Genomic DNA, 16,898 nt, shown 5'->3' with positions numbered 1-16,898 from the left:
CTATCCGACACCTGACGTGTAAGGTCACGGAGTATGACGCAGCCCGAATCCGCGTTCCTCTCCCTGACCTACGTGAGCACCTCCGCTGCGCCGCTGACCCAGACCGCCCTCGAAGCGATCCTCCGGCAGTCCCGCGACAACAACGGACGCTCCGGCCTCACCGGCATGCTCGCCGTGCGCGGCGACGACTTCTTCCAGGTGATCGAAGGGCCTCCTACGGCCGTGCGCCACGTGCTGCAGCGGTTGCGCGAGGACACCCGACACAGCGAGCTGCGGGTCCTGGTCGAAGAGGAGATCGACTACCGGCGGTTCCCGGACTGGACCATGCGCTGCGAGAACCTCGACGACTACCCGGCTGATTCGGTCCCCGGCTACCGCGCGTCGCACGAGGACGAATCGGATGCACGGCGCCATCGCATCCTGGACCTCCTGCGATGGTTCCAACACCGCGCGACCCGCGCCCTCGCCGAGCGTGGTCGCTCAGCGACGTCCCCGTCCTAGCCGCCGGCGAAGGGTGGGAGGACGTCGACCCGGGCGCCGAGCGGACGGGTGTCGTCGCGACTGACGACGCCGTCGACCAGGAACGAGCCTGACGCGAGGACCTTCGCCATCGCGTCGCCGTAGCGCTCGAGCAGCACCGACTTCAGCTCGCCGACCGTCGCGACCGCCGGCAAGGACTCCTCGGGGACGCCGGCGGCCTCCTCGGCAGCGGCGAAGTAGCGCACGAGCACCTGCAGGGTCGTCGTCTCAGCCACCGATCGCTCCCATGCTCCGCTCGGGACGGACGAAGTCGGGTGACGCGATGCGGTGCCCGGCCTGCTTGTGCCACATCGCCGCGCGCCAGCGATCCGCGATCTCGACGTCCTCGACGCCCGAACGCAACATGCCCCGAAGGTCGGTCTCGTCGTCGCCGAAGAGGCAGGAGCGGATCGTCCCCTCGGCGGTGAGACGCGTGCGGTCGCAGTCGTCGCAGAACGAGCGCGTGACCGAGGCGATGATGCCGACCGTGGCCGGGCCGCCGTCGACGAGCCACTCCTCTGCGGGAGCGGAGGGGTCCTCGCGATGCGGGGCAGTGAGCGTGAAGCGGGAGCCGAGGACGTCGAGCAACTCGGCCGCGTCGACCATGTTCTCCCGCACCCACGCCTCGTCGGCGTCGAGCGGCATCTGCTCGATGAAGCGGAGGCGGCAACCGTTCTCGATCGCCCAGGAGAGCAGGGCGACCGCGCCGTCGAGCGTGTCGCGCATGAGGACGGCGTTGATCTTGAGCGGCGTCAGCCCGGCGCGCTTGGCGGCCTCGATGCCGGCCAGGACGGCGGGGAGTCGGTCGCGACGCGTGAGTCGCGCGAAGTGGTCGCGGTCGACGGTGTCGAGGGAGATGTTCACGCGGGTGAGCCCGGCGGCCACGAGCTCGTCGACGCGCTTGTCGAGTCCGATGCCGTTCGTCGTCATGGAGATCGAGGCGTCGCCGGCGACCGCGGAGCTGCGGGCGATGATCTCCGCGAGGTCGGGGCGCATGAGCGGCTCGCCACCCGTGAAGCGGATGTCGTGCACCCCGAGGTCGCGGACGGCGATCTCGACGAGGCGACCGATCTCGGTGGGCGTCAGCAGGTCGTCGCGGGCGATCGCGGGGAGACCCTGCTCGGGCATGCAGTACGTGCAGCGCAGCGAGCACTTCTCCGTGATCGACACCCGGAGGTCGCGGGCGACCCTGCCGAAGCGGTCGATGAGGCCGTCGACGTCGGGGCGCCCGGCAGCGTCCGGGATGTGCCTGAGCGGCGACCCGATGCGTGGGATTCCGAGCCCGACTGTGGTCATCCCCCCAGAGTACGGGGATGGACGGCCGACTTGCCCCTCTAGAGCCGCTTCGGGGAGGAACGCCCAGCGGGCGCGCGTAGCATGACGGACATGGAGCCCCGCCGCCGCACCCTGCTCGCCGGTGCGTCCGGCGTCGTCGCAGCCGTCGCCACCCTCGGCTCGGCCGAGGCCGTCGCAGCCTTCGTCGCCCCCGCGAGCTCGCCACTGCTCGCCGTGGGTTCCCTCGTGATCGACCTCGTGCCCGGCTGGGTGAAGGACCTCGTCATCGCCCTGTTCGGCACTAACGACAAGCTCGTGCTGCTCATCGTGCTCGGCGTCCTGGTCGCGGCCCTCGCCGTCGGGATCGGGATCCTCGAGGAGCGTCGCCCGGTGGTCGGCAGCATCGCGCTCGCGCTCGTCGGTGTCGTCGCGGTCGTCGCAGCGATCACCCGCGCGGACGCGGGCCTCGACTGGGCGTTCCCGAGCGTCGTCGGTACCGCGGTCGGCATCCTCGTCCTGCGACTGCTCGTCACCCGGCTCCGCACCTGGGACGACGCGACGGTCGCGGATGAAGCCCGGCCGGTCGTCGGCGCCTCCCGGGCCGAACTCCCCCGGCGCTCCTTCCTCGTCCTGCTCGGCGGCACCGCGGTCGGCGCACTCGTCGTCGGCGTCGGCGCGCGCGTCGCCTCGGCCGGAGCGGTCGCCGTGGAGACCATCCGGAAGGCGCTCAAGCTCCCGACGGCCGCCGTCGCCGCACCGCCGGTCCCCGCCGGAGCCGAACTCGGTATCGACGGACTCACCCCGGTCGTGTCGGCGAACGACTCCTTCTACCGGATCGACACGGCCCTCCAGGTGCCGAACATCGACCCCTCGACCTGGAGCCTCAAGATCACCGGCATGGTCGAGCAGGAGGTCGAGATCGGGTTCGAGGAACTCCTCGCCCTCCCGCTCCAGGAGTCGATCATCACGCTGACCTGCGTCTCGAACCCCGTCGGCGGCGACCTCATCGGCAACGCGCTCTGGCTCGGGTACCCGATCCGCGAGTTGCTCGCCCGCGCGAAGCCCAAGGCCGGAGCCGACATGGTCCTGTCGCGGAGCATCGACGGGTTCACCGCCGGCACTCCGCTCGAGGTGTTGCAGGACGATGGTCGCGACAGCCTCCTCGCCGTCGGGATGAACGGGCAACCGCTCCCGCTGCAGCACGGCTTCCCGGTGCGCATGGTCGTCCCGGGCCTGTACGGCTACGTCTCCGCCACGAAGTGGGTCGTCGAGCTGGAGGTGACCCGCTACGCGGACGCCCGGGCCTACTGGACCGACCGCGGCTGGTCGGAGCGCGGGCCCATCAAGACGGAGTCGCGCATCGACGTACCGCGCAATGGTGGACGTGTCGCGGCGGGGAACGTCGCGATCGCCGGCGTCGCCTGGGCGCAGCACACGGGCGTGAACCGGGTCCAGGTCCGGATCGACGACGGCGACTGGCTCGACACGACGCTCGCGACCGCCATCTCCGACGACACCTGGGTGCAGTGGGTCCTCCAGTGGGACGCCCCGGCCGGCGACCACACCATCGCCGTCCGCGCGACCGACGCCGCGGGCAAGACGCAGAGCGAGACCCCCGTCGACGTCGTCCCCGACGGCGCGGAGGGCTGGCACACCATCTCCGTCGGCGTCGACTGACCCGGGATCATCACGATTCCGAACCGGGACACCACCGTGTCACCGGTGCGGAGTATCGTCACTCGGGCACGTCCCTCACGCTCCTGTCCGGCTGCGCCGCCGACCGGAGCACTGGTCTCGCGCCAGGCCCGCTCCACCTCGTCACCCGTCCGCGCGATGCCCCGCGCCGGACACGAACCGTCTAAGGACCTCACGTGGCCCTCCTCGCCCTCGCCCTCCGACACGCCAAGCCGTACGCGGCCTGGGTGGTCGCGGTGTTCGTGCTGCAGCTCGTCTCGACGATCGCGGCCCTCTACCTCCCCAGCCTGAACGCCCAGATCATCGACCAGGGCGTCTCCCGGGGCGACACGGACTTCATCTGGTCCACCGGCATGACGATGCTGCTCGTCTGCCTCGTCCAGGTGGCCGCAGCCATCGGCGGGGTCTACTTCGGCGCCCGCACCGCCATGGCCATCGGCCGCGACCTGCGCCGGGAGTTCTACCGGAAGGTCGACTCGCTCGGCGCCCTCGAGATCGGCGGCTTCGGCAGCGCGACGCTCATCACGCGCGGCACGAACGACGTCCAGCAGGTCCAGATGCTGATCCTCATGACCCTCAACTTCATGGTGTCCGCACCGATCATGTGCGTCGGCGGCATCATCATGGCCCTCCGTGAGGACGCGGGGCTGTCCTGGCTGGTGTGGGTGTCCGTGCCGGTGCTCTTCATCATCGTCGGGTTCCTGGTCTACCTGCTCATGCCGCTGTTCCGGCAGATGCAGGACCGCATCGACGGCATCAACAGCGTGCTGCGCGAGCAGATCATCGGCATCCGCGTCGTACGCGCCTTCGTCCGCGAGCCGTTCGAGTCGGAGCGCTACAACCGTGCGAACGAGGCGCTCACGCGCGTCTCGATCAAGGTCGGCAACATCTTCGTCCTCATGTTCCCCGTCATCATGATGGTCCTGCACCTCGCGACCGCCGCCGTCCTCTGGTTCGGCGGTCAGCGGGTGGACGCCGGACAGATGCAGGTCGGTTCCCTCACCGCGTTCCTCCAGTACCTGCTCCAGATCCTCACCTCGGTGATGATGGGCGTCTTCATGGTCATGATGATCCCTCGCGCGGTCGTGTGCGCCGAACGCATCCAGAGCGTCCTCGACACCGAGCCGAGCCTCACGGTGCCGACCAGCACCGACATCCGCGTGCCGTCGGTCGGTCGCGTCGAGTTCACCGGCGTCACCTTCGGATACCCCGGTGCGGAGCGACCGGTCCTGTCGGACGTGACGTTCACGGCGGAGCCCGGCAAGACCACCGCGATCGTCGGCTCGACCGGCTCCGGCAAGACGACGCTCCTCTCGCTCATCCCGCGCCTCTACGACCCGCAGCAGGGCCACGTCACCATCGACGGCGTCCCCGTCTCGCAGCTCACCCGGCAGCAGATCGCCGGGGTCGTCGGGATCGTGCCGCAGAAGCCGTACCTGTTCTCGGGCACGATCGCCTCGAACCTCCGGTTCGGACGTCCCGACGCCACCGACGACGAGCTGTGGAGCGCCCTCGACGTCGCGCAGGCTGAGGACTTCGTCCGCGCGAAGCCGAAGATGCTGAACGACGGCGTCGCCCAGGGTGGCACGAACGTGTCCGGCGGCCAGCGTCAGCGCCTGTGCATCGCCAGGGCCCTCGTCGCGAAGCCCCTGGTCTACCTCTTCGACGACTCGTTCTCGGCCCTCGACGTCGCCACCGACGCCCGACTCCGGGCAGCCCTCGGCGACAGCACCGCCGACGCGACCGTCATCATCGTCGCGCAGCGCATCGCGACGATCCGCGAGGCCGACCACATCATCGTCATGAACGACGGCGGCATCGTCGGCCGCGGCACCCACGACGAACTCCTGGAATCCAACGAGACGTATCGCGAGATCGTCCAATCGCAGCTCGCTGTGGAAGGGGTGGCGTGACCATGGCCCGTTCACCACGTGACAAGCGCACCTCGAAGGACACCGCCCAGGCTCCCGAGCTGAACGCGATCGAGGCAGACGTCCTCGAGCCGGAGTTCACCCCGGGAGAGTCCGACGGCGACATGTTCGGCGGCACGCCCTCGAAGAAGGCCGAGCAGTTCTGGCCGTCCGCCAAGCGGCTCGTCGGTCTGCTCGCACCCGAGAAGGTGAAGATGAGCCTCGTCGTCGGGCTCGTCGTGCTCTCCGTCGTCCTCACGGTCATCGCCCCGAAGATCCTCGGGCTCGCGATGGACGCGATCTTCAACGGCGTCATCGGCTCGCAACTCCCGGCGGGCGTCCCGCTCGACCGGATCGTCGACGAAGCACGCGCGTCCGGCAACGACCAGTACGCCGACATGCTCGTGAAGTCCGACATCACGCCCGGCCAGGGCATCGACTTCACCCTGCTCGGCCGCCTGATCATCATCGTGCTCGCCATGTACATCGTCGCGTCGATCCTCAACTGGGCGCAGGGCTACATCCTCAACGGACTCGTCATGCGCGTGGTCTACAACCTGCGCCAGGACATCGAACGGAAGCTCAACCGCCTCCCACTCAGCTACTTCGACACCCGCCAGCGCGGCGACCTCATGTCCCGGGTCACGAACGACGTCGACAACATCCAGACCGCCCTCCAGCAGGCGTTCTCACAACTCGTGCAGTCCGCCCTCACGGTGCTCGGCATCACGGCGATGATGTTCATCGTGTCGTGGCAGCTCGCACTCATCGCGCTGATCGCGTTGCCGCTGTCCGCGCTGATCGCCGGGGTCATCGGCTCCCGCTCGCAGAAGCTCTTCACCGCGCAGTGGAAGAACACCGGCTCGCTCAACGGGCACATCGAGGAGTCGTTCTCGGGCCTCGAGCTGGTGCGGGTCTTCGGTCGCGACAAGGAGATGCTCGCCGAGTTCGACGAGCGGAACGAGAAGCTCTACACGGCGGCGTTCGGCGCGCAGTTCGTGTCCGGCATGATCATGCCGGCGATGACCTTCGTCTCCTATCTGTCCTACGTGCTCATCGCCGTCGTGGGCGGCCTCCGGGTCGCCTCCGGGCAGATGACCCTCGGCGACGCGACGGCGTTCATCCAGTACTCCCGCGAGTTCTCGCAGCCGCTCGGCCAGATCGCGGGCATGGCCAACCAGTTGCAGTCGGGTGTCGCGTCCGCCGAGCGCACCTTCGAGCTGCTCGACGCCGAGGAGCAGGACCCGGAGACGGCGACGGCGCACCTGCCCGAGCACACCGACGGCCACGTCGAGTTCGACGGCGTCTCCTTCAGCTACGACCCCGAGAAGCCACTCATCGAGGACCTCTCCTTCTCCGCGCAGCCGGGTCAGACCGTCGCGATCGTCGGCCCGACCGGGGCCGGGAAGACGACCCTCGTGAACCTCGTCATGCGGTTCTACGAGCTCACCGGCGGGCGCATCCTCCTCGACGGGGTCGACGTCACGGCGCTGACGCGTGCCGAGCTGCGGTCGCAGGTCGGGATGGTGCTGCAGGACGCCTGGCTGTTCGAGGGGACGATCCGCGAGAACATCCGATACGGCCGACTCGACGCGAGCGACGCGGAGGTCGTCGAGGCCGCTGAGGCGACGATGGTCGACCGCTTCGTGCGGCAGCTGCCCGACGGGTACGACACCGTCCTCGACGCGGACGGCGGCAGCGTCTCGGCCGGTGAGCGCCAGCTCATCACGATCGCCCGCGCGTTCATCGCGAAGCCGAAGCTGCTCATCCTCGACGAGGCGACGTCCTCCGTCGACACGCGGACCGAGCTGCTGGTGCAGCACGCGATGGCGGCGCTGCGGTCCGACCGCACCTCGTTCGTCATCGCCCACCGCTTGTCGACCATCCGCGACGCGGACACGATCCTCGTGATGGAGAACGGCCGGATCGTGGAGCAGGGCTCGCACGCGCAGCTCCTCGAGGTCGACGGCGCGTACGCCGAGCTCTACCGCACGCAGTTCCGCGGTGGCGAGGAGCAGTCGGCGATCGACGAGGCAGCCGTCGCCAGCGGGTCCGATACGGCGCACGCACCGCGCAGCTGATCCGACACCGACGCCACGACGGGCGGGCGCTCGATTCCCGGGCGCCCGCCCGTCGGTTCAGCTGAGGGTGGTCGACCGCCAGGTGCCCTGATCGTTCACCCACAGTCGTCCGTTCCCGACGAGGATGTCGCCGGAGCGGCCGCCGTACGGCCGCGCGAGCCCCATGTGCCGCGTGGAGAGGTAGCTCGTGTTCGGCTGCGCGTTCGCGTGCGCCGTGTTGCTCGACTCCCAGCGGTTGCCCTGCACCACCGAATGCCCGGTCGTGCCGAAGGTGTCGAGGCCGTACTCGCACTCGCGCGCGGTGTTGCCGATGATCGTCGCGCCACCGGTGCAGTTGCTCACGGCGACCGCGACGCGGATGCGGTCGATGCGGTTCCCCATGACCACGATCGAGCCGGCACCCTGGTGGAGCACCCCGAACCCGTTGGAGGTCGCCGCCCCGGTGATGGAGTTGTCGGAGACCACCGCATCCTCGGCGAGGTACGACACGACACCGCCCACCGAGCCGGATGCGAGCGTGACGGCGACGCGGTTGCCGGAGACGACGGGTTGCCTGGTCCGATCGAGCGCGATCCCGATCGGGCAGGTACCGGCGGCGATGCGGACCACGTTGTCGGTGATGAGCGCGTCGACGGCGCCGATGACGGTGGTCGAACCGCGGGGCGGTGTCGCCGCCTGGGCCATGATGCCCGCGGCCGCGACGCCGCGGATCTCGATGACGTTCCCGGAGACCACGGTTCCCTGCGCGTCGCGGTAGATCATGACCGGGCAGCGCTTCGGCCCCCAGGCCGACCCCTGGTCGTCGTCGGCCGTCCGCGTCCAGCGCACCGTGTTCGCGACCAGGGCGACCGATCGGGTGTCGATGACGGCGAGTCCCCACCAGGTCGCGTCGGACACGGTGTTGCCGGTCACGACGGTGTGGGCCATGCCTTCCACGGCGATGGATCGGCGGAACGGCCCGGTGACGACGTTGCCCTCGATCGTGACCATCGAATCGGCCCAGGACCCGGGATCGACCGCGTAGTCGGGCAGGTTCTCCGCGTGGATGCCGACCCGTGCGTCGGTGCCGGGGGCAGCCGAGACGATGTTACCGATGACCGCCGAACGCGCACCCCAGACGGTGATGCCGTCGCCGCGGTCCTCCCCCGCGGACGAGGCGGAGCCTCGCCCTCCGCCCGAGCCGACGACGTTCAGGACATGGCACGCGGAGATGACGACGCCCTCGAACTCGCCTGACGGTTGCACGGCGATGCCGTTCTGGAACCCGTCGACGGTGACGCCGTCGATCAGGACGTCGCTCGCCCAGATGCTGATCCCGGTGTTGCGCTCACCCGTGCTCGATGCCGGCGGGCCCGCGTAGCTGACCCGGACACCGGTCACCGAGCTGCCCGACACGATGAGTTTCAGCGCCGGGGCCGCCTCGACACCTCCGACGAACCGCAGCTCGCCGCGCCCGCGGAGATGGACTCGACGGTCGATCCTGATCGTCGCGTCCACAGCGATGACGTCGCCGCCGCGGACGATCACGGTGCTGCCGACCGGAACGGCCGCGAACCAGGCGAGGACCGCGGCGGTGCTGACGGAGGCACCGGTCGGATCGATCCCGGGACCCTCGAGCACGAGTTCGACGGGCGGGGCGGCCTGGGTGTCCGCGCTCCCGCTCGGTGCCGATCGTGCGGGGTCGGGGTCGGGTGGTGACGACGGGGCCTCGGGTTCGGGATCGGGATCGAGGGCCGTCGGTTCAGGTTCCGGGATCGGTTCGGGTTCCGCTCCGGTCCCCCGCCCCCGGGCTGTTCCGTCGCGCCATGATGTCTTGTCCACAATCCACACAGTACAGAAGCATGAGGCGCAGAAGCATCCTAGAGTTGGCGTGCGGCGTGATCACCGCCGTCCGATCATTCAGGAGCACCATGCCGTCACCGGAGAACCGCGCGACCGGGCCGGGCCGCCGACCGGCACCCCGCGTCGACCACACCGCCTTCGCCGGAGCCCGCGCCACCGCCGCCTGGTGGGTGGTGTTCTCACACTCCGCGGACTGGCTGTTCTCCGTCCTCCCCGAGCTCTCGTGGCTCGCGCCGATGGCCCACACCGGACTCGCCGTGGACGTCTTCTTCGTCCTGAGCGGGTACACGATCGCCCGGGCCCACCTGGATCGACGCTGGACCTGGCCCGCCTACGGTCGCTTCCTCCGGAACCGCGTGGCGCGCCTCTACCCGGCACACGTGGCCGTGCTCCTCGCCTTCGCACTGCTCTGCGTCGGCGGGGCGATGGTCGGTGTCCCAACGGACGACGGGGCGTTCCCGCCCATCGGCCTCCTCGCCGAACTCACGCTCACCCGCGCGTGGTTCGGCGACGCACTGTGGTGGAACCCACCCGCCTGGTCGCTGTCGGCCCAGTTCCTCGCGTTCATCCTGTTCCCGGCGATCGCCCTCGCCTTCCGCGGCCGGGTGCGCGGCCCGGTCCCGGTGGTCACCCTGTCGATCGTGCTCGTCAGCGCGACGACGATCGCCGCCGCCCTCGCCCCGTCGGCCATGAACGGTATGGCGACCCCGGCCGTCCGTGTGCTGTGCTGTTTCGCGCTCGGCATCTGTCTGGCGGAGTGGACGGCGGCCCTCCCCGCCACCCGACGAGCGGCGTGGGTCGCTGCGGGAGGCGCCGCCGGCCTCGTGGTGGCGGCGATCACACTCGAACCGGGAGCACCACGAGCCTGGGCCGCGATCACCTTCGCGGGGATCGTCGTCGGAGGCCTGGCGGTCGCGAGTCCGCGCTCCACCGCGGGGCTGCGCAGCCGCCCCGCGCGCTTCCTGGGGCAGCTCTCGTTCTCCACGTACCTCGTGCACGTCTTCGTGCTCGTCCTGCTGGCGAAGGCGATCACGCCGAGCGCCGTCGGCGAGCTACCGCTCCTCCTCCGTGCTCCGATCATCCTGGCCTGGTTCGGCTCGATCCTCGCCGCGTCGTGGCTGCTCCACACGCTCGTGGAGGTGCCGTGGCATCGGAGACTCGCCGCACCGCGCACGAGCCGGGCCGTCCACGCCGACGGATCGGCGACCGGCGCTTAGGCGTTCGTGCCCGACAGCGGACCCCGCGCCGACCGAACGCCCTGCGCGATGCGCTCGGGGAGCCGCAACGCGGCGCTGACGAAGGCGAGCACCGCCACGGCGAGCGACACCCAGAGCACGGACCAGGCGGCATCAGTGGGCGGGCCCAGCAGCAGCGACGCCGCCGCGTCTCCGACGCCGCCGGGGATCGCGACCGACACCGCGAACACGAGGGCGAGCCGGGCAGCGCCGAGCAGGATGAGCGTCAGGCCCGCAGCGAGCAGGACGCCGATCGCGGCTCCGGCCACGGTCCGGCTCGGGTTGCGGCGCCCCAGCCAGAGCAGGATCACCCCGAGTGCGAGGAGCCCGATTGCGAGCCAGGGCGACCAACCCGCCGCCGTCTCGATCACCTGGATTCCACTGAGTACCGGCGCGACCTGCGATGCCGGGACGACGTCGACCACGCGGTCGACGTCCGGGATGACGGCCGCGAAGCCGAACCCCGCGTCGACCAGCCACGTGCGGGTCGCGGAGACGATCGGACCCAACTGCACGCCCAGGCCCTGCTCGGCCGAGACGTCGATGACCGCTCCCTGGGAACCGGAGACGCCCGCGACGAGCTGCTCATGCGTGACGCGGAGGGCTTCGGTCCAGGCGGTCGCGAACGCGGGCGAGGCCGCGAACTCGGCGACGTTCCGGCGCAGGACCTCGCGCAGCGCATCCGCGGTGTCGCCACCGATCGCGCCGAGCACCTCCGAGATCGCCGGCGGGAGCGAGAGGGTCGCCGCGAGGTCGGCCGGTACTGCAGCCGCCGCATCGAGGTCGACCTGACTCTCCAGCGCGGCGAGCGCCTGGTCCCCCACGAAGGCTTGGACGGCGGGTTCCGTGGCCAATGGGGCGAGGGTGTCGACGAACGCATCGGTGTCGCGGAGCATCGTGTCCGCCCAGGTGCTGACGAGGGCGACCGGGATCAGCAGGGCGCCGATCACGATCGCGACCGTGCCGAAGAAGCCCCATGCGCCCGCTCCACGTCGGACCGGCTGCTCGACGGCCTCCGCTCGGAGCGCGTCGAAGGTGACGAAGTCGTTGCGGGCGTCGGACGACGGGTGATCGGTCACGCGCCCGAGTCTACGAGTCGGCGCCGTCCGGGCGTCTGGATCCGCGAGACCGCGCGATCGCTTCGACCGCCGCCACCGTGGACACGGTCACCCGTTCCGGCAACACCTCGAGCGGGAACCACCGGAGGCCGCCATGCTTCTCCGGCTCTCGGAGTTCAGGCTCGCCGACGGTGTCCTCCGCGAGGTACACCGGCGAGATCCAGTGCTGCTGCAGCGCCTCCTCGAAGTGGTCGACGACGCACAACAGCTCGATCGAGCCGAGCTCGAGCCCGGTCTCCTCCAGGGCCTCGCGACGGACGGCGTGCTCGAGGCGTTCCATCCAGTCGACCTTCCCGCCGGGGATGCCCCAGGATCCGGCCTCGGGCTCGCGCAGGCGCTCGAGTAGGAGGATCCGACCCTCGCGGACGATCGCGACGCCGCACCCGGAGCGCGGCTGCGACACGGGCTCTTCAGCGGGCGGAAGCGCGGTTGACGACACGTGCTCACGCTACTCGACGCCGCACCGACTCGACCGTGAACGATCACGGTACGCTTGCTCCCGGCACCACGACGATTCGATGATGAAAGCGCAGACCATGCCCTACGAAGCAGCCGAAACCCGTTACGACGACATGACCTACCGCCGCGTCGGCCGCAGCGGACTGCGCCTCCCCGCGCTGTCCCTCGGTCTCTGGCACAACTTCGGCGAAGGCCGCAGCATCGAGGTCCAGCGGGCCATCGTGCGCCGCGCCTTCGACCTCGGGATCACCCACTTCGACCTCGCCAACAACTACGGCCCACCCGCGGGTTCCGCCGAGACCGCCTTCGGCCGCATCTTCGCCGAGGACCTCGCCGCCCACCGTGACGAGATCATCATCACCTCGAAGGCCGGCTACTCCATGTGGCAGGGGCCCTACGGCGAGTGGGGCTCGCGCAAGACCATGCTGTCCTCGCTCGACCAGAGCCTCGGCCGTATCGGCGTCGAGTACGTCGACGTCTTCTACTCGCACCGGCCCGACCCGGAGACCCCGATCGAGGAGACGATGGGTGCGCTCGCGACGGCGGTCAAGCAGGGCAAGGCGCTGTACGCCGGTATCTCGAACTACTCCCCCGAGCAGACGATCGCCGCGGCGGCCGCGCTTCGTGAGCACGGCGTCCCGCTGCTCGTGCACCAGCCGCGCTACTCGATGTTCTCCCGCGAGGTCGAGGACGGCCTGCTCAACACCCTCGACGACCTCGGTCTCGGTGCCGTCGTGTTCAGCCCGCTCGCGCAGGGCATGCTGACCGACCGCTACCTCGGTGGGACCGTTCCGTCGGACTCGCGTGCGGCGACGAGCCACTTCCTCAACGAGGAGTCGATCACGGACACCTACCTCCAACGCGCCCGCGGCCTGCAGGCGATCGCCGAGGAACGCGGCCAGACGCTCGCGCAGCTGGCGCTCTCGTGGGTGCTGCGTCGCGACACGGTCACGTCGGCGATCATCGGTGCCAGCTCGGTCGAGCAGCTCGAGGGCAACTACGCGGCAATCCACCGCCTGGACTTCGACGACGCCGAACTCGCCCGCATCGACGAGTTCGCCGTCCACGGCACCCTCCGCTAGCCCACCCTCGTCTCCGCACGCGTACCTAACTCAGGACAGCTCCGGCGCGTCGCCCCCGCACCCACCCGACCGCCGGAGTTCTCCTGAGACAGGTTCACAACTCAGGAGGATGTCGGCGCGTCGCGCAGAACGCCCCGGTGTGTCGGGATGACACGCCGGGGCGTTCCTGGGTCGCGAACCGCGCGGAGTCGGGTCAGATGAGGTCGTCCGAGAGGTGGTTCGGCGTCCCGAAGCGGTGCGCCGTGATCGAGACCGCCTGCTCCTGGAGGAACGGCAGCAGCTCGATGCGGCCGGCCTCGGTGACGTCGCCGGCGTAGATCGCGACGTCGGGGCTCCCGGAGGTCGCGTGGGCGACACCCTCGGTCGTCCCACCGATGATCCGGACGCGAGCCCCGGTCTTCGTCCCGACGAGCGACGACGCCGTCACGTACCAGCGGTCCTCGCTCTCGACGGTGATCGTCCCGGTGATCGCCTCGACGGCCGGCACGAGCTTCGGCGGCAGCGCGACGGCGGACGACACGTGCACGGTCGCGCCCGCGGTCGCACCGGCGGCGACGACACGGAGGAGCTCCGCGACCGAACCGCCGTCCACGAGACGCACGTGGACCTCACGCGGCACGTACCGGAACACGTTGCGCTCGGCGGTCAGCTTCGAGACGTCCTTCGCGACCCCGAACTCGTCGGCCCACGCAGCTGCGTCGCTCGCGACCGACCGACGCAGGAACGCGAACTCGTCGGGGGTGAGCACCGCGTCAGCGGCACGCAGCACCGAGGCGACAGCGGGCTTCGGGCCACGGCGCTCCGCCGACCGACCGACGGTGCGCTCCGCCGTGCTCTCGGCACTCGCCCACGAGCCGAGGCCGATGAGGTAGTTCGGGCCACCGGCCTTCGTCCCCGCGCCGACCGCGGACTTCTTCCAACCGCCGAACGGCTGACGCTGCACGATCGCGCCGGTGATGCCGCGGTTCACGTACAGGTTGCCGGCCTGGATGCCGTCGAGCCAGAGGCGCAGCTCGGCCGGGTTCAGGGAGTGCAGCCCGGCGGTGAGTCCGTAGTCGATCTCGTTCTGGATGGCGATGGCCTCCTCGAGGGTCTCGGCCGTCATGACACCGAGGATCGGACCGAAGTACTCGGTGAGGTGGTACTCGGAGCCGCGGGCGACGCCGGCACGCACGCCGGGGCTCCACAGCTTGCCGCTGTCGTCGAGCTGCTTCGGCTCGACCAGCCACGACTCGCCGGAGCCGAGGGTCGTCAGGCCGCTGAGCAGCTTGCCCTTCGCCGGCTCGATGATCGGACCCATCTGCGTGGTCGGGTCGACCGGGTAGCCGACCTTGAGCGACGTGACGGCGTCGACGAGCTGGTGACGGAAGCGGCGCGAGGATGCGACGGAACCGACGAGGATCACGAGCGACGCGGCCGAGCACTTCTGGCCGGCGTGACCGAAGGCCGACGCGACGACGTCCTTCACCGCGAGGTCGAGGTCGGCGCTCGGGGTGACGATGATCGCGTTCTTGCCGGACGTCTCTGCGAGGAGCGGCAGTTCGGGACGGAAGGAGCGGAACAGCTCCGCCGTCTCGTAGCCGCCGGTGAGGATGACGCGCTCGACCGCCGGGTGGGCGATCAGGCGCTCTCCGAGCGAGTTGTCGGCCAGCTGCGCGAAGCGGAGCACCTCGCGCGGCACACCGGCCTCCCACAGCGCCTCGATCATGACCGCGCCGCTTCGGCGAGCCTGACGGGCGGGCTTGATGATGACGGGCGACCCGGCGGCGAGCGCCGCGAGGGTCGAACCGGCGGGGATGGCGACGGGGAAGTTCCACGGCGGGGTGACGACGGTGAGCTTCGCGGGGGTGAAGGTCGCGCCGTCCACGTGGTCGAGCTCGCGGGCGCGCTCGGCGTAGTAGTGGGCGAAGTCGATCGCCTCGGACACCTCGGGGTCGGACTGGTCGAGGGTCTTCCCGGTCTCCGACGCCATGACCTCCATGAGGTCGGCACGACGCTGCTCGAGGACGTCGCCGGCGCGGTGCAGGATGACCGCACGCTCGGCGCCGGAGAGCGAGCCCCACGAGGCGCCCGCTGCGGTCGCTCCGTCGATGACGGCGTCGAGGGCTTCGACGCTGTCGAGGATGGACGCGGCGACGGTGTCGTTCCCGAGTCGCGACTCGGTGACGCGGGTGAGGATGTCGCGTCCCCAGACCCGGTTCGCGGGGAGCGAGGGGTCGGTGTCGGGGGTGTTCTCGAACGCGTCGACCGGGGACGCCTCGGCAGGCTTCGTTCGGTCCTGCTGCCGGTTCGGCGCGGGCACGGTGGTGTCCAGCTCCGCGAGCGACGCGAGGAACCGCTGCTCCTCACGGGCGAAGAGGGTCTCGTTCTCGCTCAACTCGAACACGGCGGACATGAAGTTGTCCTGGCTCGCGCCCTCCTCCAGGCGGCGGATGAGGTACGCGATGGCGACGTCGAACTCCTGCGGGTGCACGACCGGCGTGTAGAGCAGCAGCTCGCCGACGTCGCGCTTCACAGCCTCGGCCTGGCCCTGAGCCATACCGAGCAGCATCTCGAACTCGACGCCACGCTCAACACCACGCTGCTTGGCGAGCAGCCAGGCGAAGGCGATGTCGAAGAGGTTGTGGCCCGCGACGCCGATGCGCACGTTGTCGATGCGGTCGGGGTGCAGGGCGTACTCGACGACGCGCTTGTAGTTGGTGTCGGAGTCCTGCTTGGTCGACCAGGTGGCGAGCGGCCAGTCGTGGAGCGACGACTCGACCTGCTCCATGGGGAGGTTCGCACCCTTGACGATGCGCACCTTGATGCCGGCACCGCCCGCGGCACGACGCCCGGCCGACCACTCCTGCAGGCGGATCATCGCGGACAGGGCGTCGGGCAGGTAGGCCTGCAAGACGATGCCGGCCTCGAGATCGCGGAACTGCGGGAGGTCGAGGAGCTTGGTGAAGACCGCGATGGTGAGGTCGAGATCCTTGTACTCCTCCATGTCGAGGTTGATGAACTTCGCAGGTGTGGCCTTGGCGGCACGCTCGAACAGCGGGGTGAGGCTCGTGACGACGTGCTCGACGGCTTCGTCGAACGCCCAGACCGAGTGGGGGCTCACAGTGGAGGAGACCTTGATGGAGACGTAGTCGACGTCGGGGCGCGCGAGCAGCTTGTGGGTGCCCTCGAGACGACGTGCCGCCTCACCCGTACCGAGGACGGCCTCGCCGAGCAGGTTGACGTTGAGCCGGGTGCCGGGCGTCTTGATCTTCGCGATCGCGGGGCCGAGCTTCTTGTCAGTGGCGTCGACGACGAGGTGGCCGACCATGTTGCGGAGCACCTTGCGGGAGATCGGGATGACGACGCCGGGCAGGATCGGGGCGAACGCACCGCCGCAGCGGACGGCGGCCTTCAAGTACCAGGGGAGGAACGCGGGCACCTTCGGGGCGATCGTCTGCAGGGTGCGGGCCGCGACGCGGAGGTCCTCCGGACGCACGACGCCGTCGACGAAGCCGACCGTGAACTCGAGGCCGGTCGGATCCTTCAACACACCGGCGAGCTGCTGCGCGGAGGCGTCGGCGGGGATCGTCGAGGCCGTCTGGAGCCAGCGGCGGACGAGGGCGATGGCCTCGGTGGCGAGGGCGTCGCGGTCGAGCTGCTGCGTCGGTGCAAGAGTGTCGGTCATGGTGCCAGTATCGGC

Annotated in this window: 12 protein-coding genes; 6 read left to right on the top strand and 6 right to left on the bottom strand. The window is 70.1% G+C overall.

Going from position 1 to position 16,898, the window contains the following annotated elements:
- Positions 1 to 33 precede the first annotated feature (33 nt).
- Positions 34 to 501 (top strand): BLUF domain-containing protein, encoded by a 468-nt coding sequence (locus ACLIME_RS14630; protein WP_124767916.1) that lies wholly within the window; start codon positions 34 to 36, stop codon positions 499 to 501.
- Here ACLIME_RS14630 and ACLIME_RS14625 read toward each other — a convergent pair.
- Together ACLIME_RS14625 and moaA are read right to left on the bottom strand one after the other, a co-directional pair.
- Positions 498 to 755, bottom strand: a complete 258-nt coding sequence (locus ACLIME_RS14625) for a MoaD/ThiS family protein (protein WP_079704425.1) — start codon at positions 753 to 755, stop codon at positions 498 to 500. The genes ACLIME_RS14630 and ACLIME_RS14625 overlap by 4 nt on opposite strands.
- Positions 748 to 1,815: a GTP 3',8-cyclase MoaA gene (moaA, locus tag ACLIME_RS14620; protein WP_064293946.1), complete on the bottom strand. Its 1,068-nt coding sequence runs from the start codon at positions 1,813 to 1,815 to the stop codon at positions 748 to 750. The genes ACLIME_RS14625 and moaA overlap by 8 nt, the downstream gene beginning before the upstream one ends.
- Before the next feature lie 90 nt (positions 1,816 to 1,905).
- Between moaA and ACLIME_RS14615 the strand changes: the two genes are divergently transcribed.
- The 3 genes from ACLIME_RS14615 (at position 1,906) to ACLIME_RS14605 (ending at position 7,480) form a co-directional block, all read left to right on the top strand.
- The gene (locus ACLIME_RS14615) at positions 1,906 to 3,471 is read left to right on the top strand and encodes a molybdopterin-dependent oxidoreductase (RefSeq protein WP_411557355.1); all 1,566 of its coding nucleotides are present in this window, start codon (positions 1,906 to 1,908) and stop codon (positions 3,469 to 3,471) included.
- A gap of 194 nt (positions 3,472 to 3,665) precedes the next feature.
- Positions 3,666 to 5,402: an ABC transporter ATP-binding protein gene (locus ACLIME_RS14610; protein ID WP_079704423.1), complete on the top strand. Its 1,737-nt coding sequence runs from the start codon at positions 3,666 to 3,668 to the stop codon at positions 5,400 to 5,402.
- Positions 5,403 to 5,404: 2 nt separating this feature from the next.
- Positions 5,405 to 7,480 (top strand): ABC transporter ATP-binding protein, encoded by a 2,076-nt coding sequence (locus ACLIME_RS14605; RefSeq protein WP_411557354.1) that lies wholly within the window; start codon positions 5,405 to 5,407, stop codon positions 7,478 to 7,480.
- Between the two features lie 57 nt (positions 7,481 to 7,537).
- Here ACLIME_RS14605 and ACLIME_RS14600 read toward each other — a convergent pair whose 3' ends face one another.
- Complete coding sequence (locus ACLIME_RS14600; protein WP_411557353.1) at positions 7,538 to 9,301, bottom strand: NosD domain-containing protein; 1,764 nt, start codon at positions 9,299 to 9,301, stop codon at positions 7,538 to 7,540.
- A gap of 89 nt (positions 9,302 to 9,390) precedes the next feature.
- Here ACLIME_RS14600 and ACLIME_RS14595 point away from each other — a divergent pair, with 89 nt between their 5' ends.
- On the top strand, positions 9,391 to 10,539 hold the full coding sequence (locus ACLIME_RS14595; protein ID WP_411557352.1) for an acyltransferase family protein: 1,149 nt from the start codon (positions 9,391 to 9,393) through the stop codon (positions 10,537 to 10,539).
- On the opposite strand, the gene ACLIME_RS14590 is transcribed toward ACLIME_RS14595, so the two are convergent.
- Together ACLIME_RS14590 and ACLIME_RS14585 are read right to left on the bottom strand one after the other, a co-directional pair.
- Complete coding sequence (locus ACLIME_RS14590) at positions 10,536 to 11,636, bottom strand: hypothetical protein (protein WP_411557351.1); 1,101 nt, start codon at positions 11,634 to 11,636, stop codon at positions 10,536 to 10,538. The genes ACLIME_RS14595 and ACLIME_RS14590 overlap by 4 nt on opposite strands.
- A gap of 10 nt (positions 11,637 to 11,646) precedes the next feature.
- Positions 11,647 to 12,114 (bottom strand): NUDIX domain-containing protein, encoded by a 468-nt coding sequence (locus ACLIME_RS14585; protein WP_197977354.1) that lies wholly within the window; start codon positions 12,112 to 12,114, stop codon positions 11,647 to 11,649.
- A gap of 97 nt (positions 12,115 to 12,211) precedes the next feature.
- Between ACLIME_RS14585 and ACLIME_RS14580 the strand changes: the two genes are divergently transcribed.
- Positions 12,212 to 13,216 carry an aldo/keto reductase gene (locus ACLIME_RS14580; RefSeq protein WP_411558799.1) on the top strand — a complete coding sequence of 335 codons (1,005 nt, stop codon included), beginning with the start codon at positions 12,212 to 12,214 and terminating at the stop codon, positions 13,214 to 13,216.
- A 193-nt stretch (positions 13,217 to 13,409) separates the two neighbouring features.
- On the opposite strand, the gene ACLIME_RS14575 is transcribed toward ACLIME_RS14580, so the two are convergent.
- Positions 13,410 to 16,883, bottom strand: a complete 3,474-nt coding sequence (locus ACLIME_RS14575; protein WP_411557350.1) for a bifunctional proline dehydrogenase/L-glutamate gamma-semialdehyde dehydrogenase — start codon at positions 16,881 to 16,883, stop codon at positions 13,410 to 13,412.
- Positions 16,884 to 16,898 lie beyond the last annotated feature (15 nt).

It is taken from the genome of Plantibacter sp. MPB07 (assembly GCF_046619465.1).
In the GTDB taxonomy this organism is placed as follows: Bacteria; Actinomycetota; Actinomycetes; order Actinomycetales; family Microbacteriaceae; genus Plantibacter; species Plantibacter auratus.
Note: the sequence above shows the minus strand (reverse complement) of the source record. Positions and strands in the feature narration are given on the sequence as shown.

Excerpts from the sequence above, each read along its gene's own strand:
- ACLIME_RS14630 (WP_124767916.1), top strand. The coding sequence starts at position 34 with ATGACGCAGCCCGAATCCGCGTTCCTCTCCCTGACCTACGTGAGCACC.
- ACLIME_RS14605 (WP_411557354.1), top strand. The coding sequence starts at position 5,405 with ATGGCCCGTTCACCACGTGACAAGCGCACCTCGAAGGACACCGCCCAG.
- ACLIME_RS14595 (WP_411557352.1), top strand. The coding sequence starts at position 9,391 with ATGCCGTCACCGGAGAACCGCGCGACCGGGCCGGGCCGCCGACCGGCA.
- ACLIME_RS14580 (WP_411558799.1), top strand. The coding sequence starts at position 12,212 with ATGCCCTACGAAGCAGCCGAAACCCGTTACGACGACATGACCTACCGC.
- moaA (WP_064293946.1), bottom strand. The coding sequence starts at position 1,815 with ATGACCACAGTCGGGCTCGGAATCCCACGCATCGGGTCGCCGCTCAGG.
- ACLIME_RS14575 (WP_411557350.1), bottom strand. The coding sequence starts at position 16,883 with ATGACCGACACTCTTGCACCGACGCAGCAGCTCGACCGCGACGCCCTC.
- ACLIME_RS14615 (WP_411557355.1), top strand. The coding sequence starts at position 1,906 with ATGGAGCCCCGCCGCCGCACCCTGCTCGCCGGTGCGTCCGGCGTCGTC.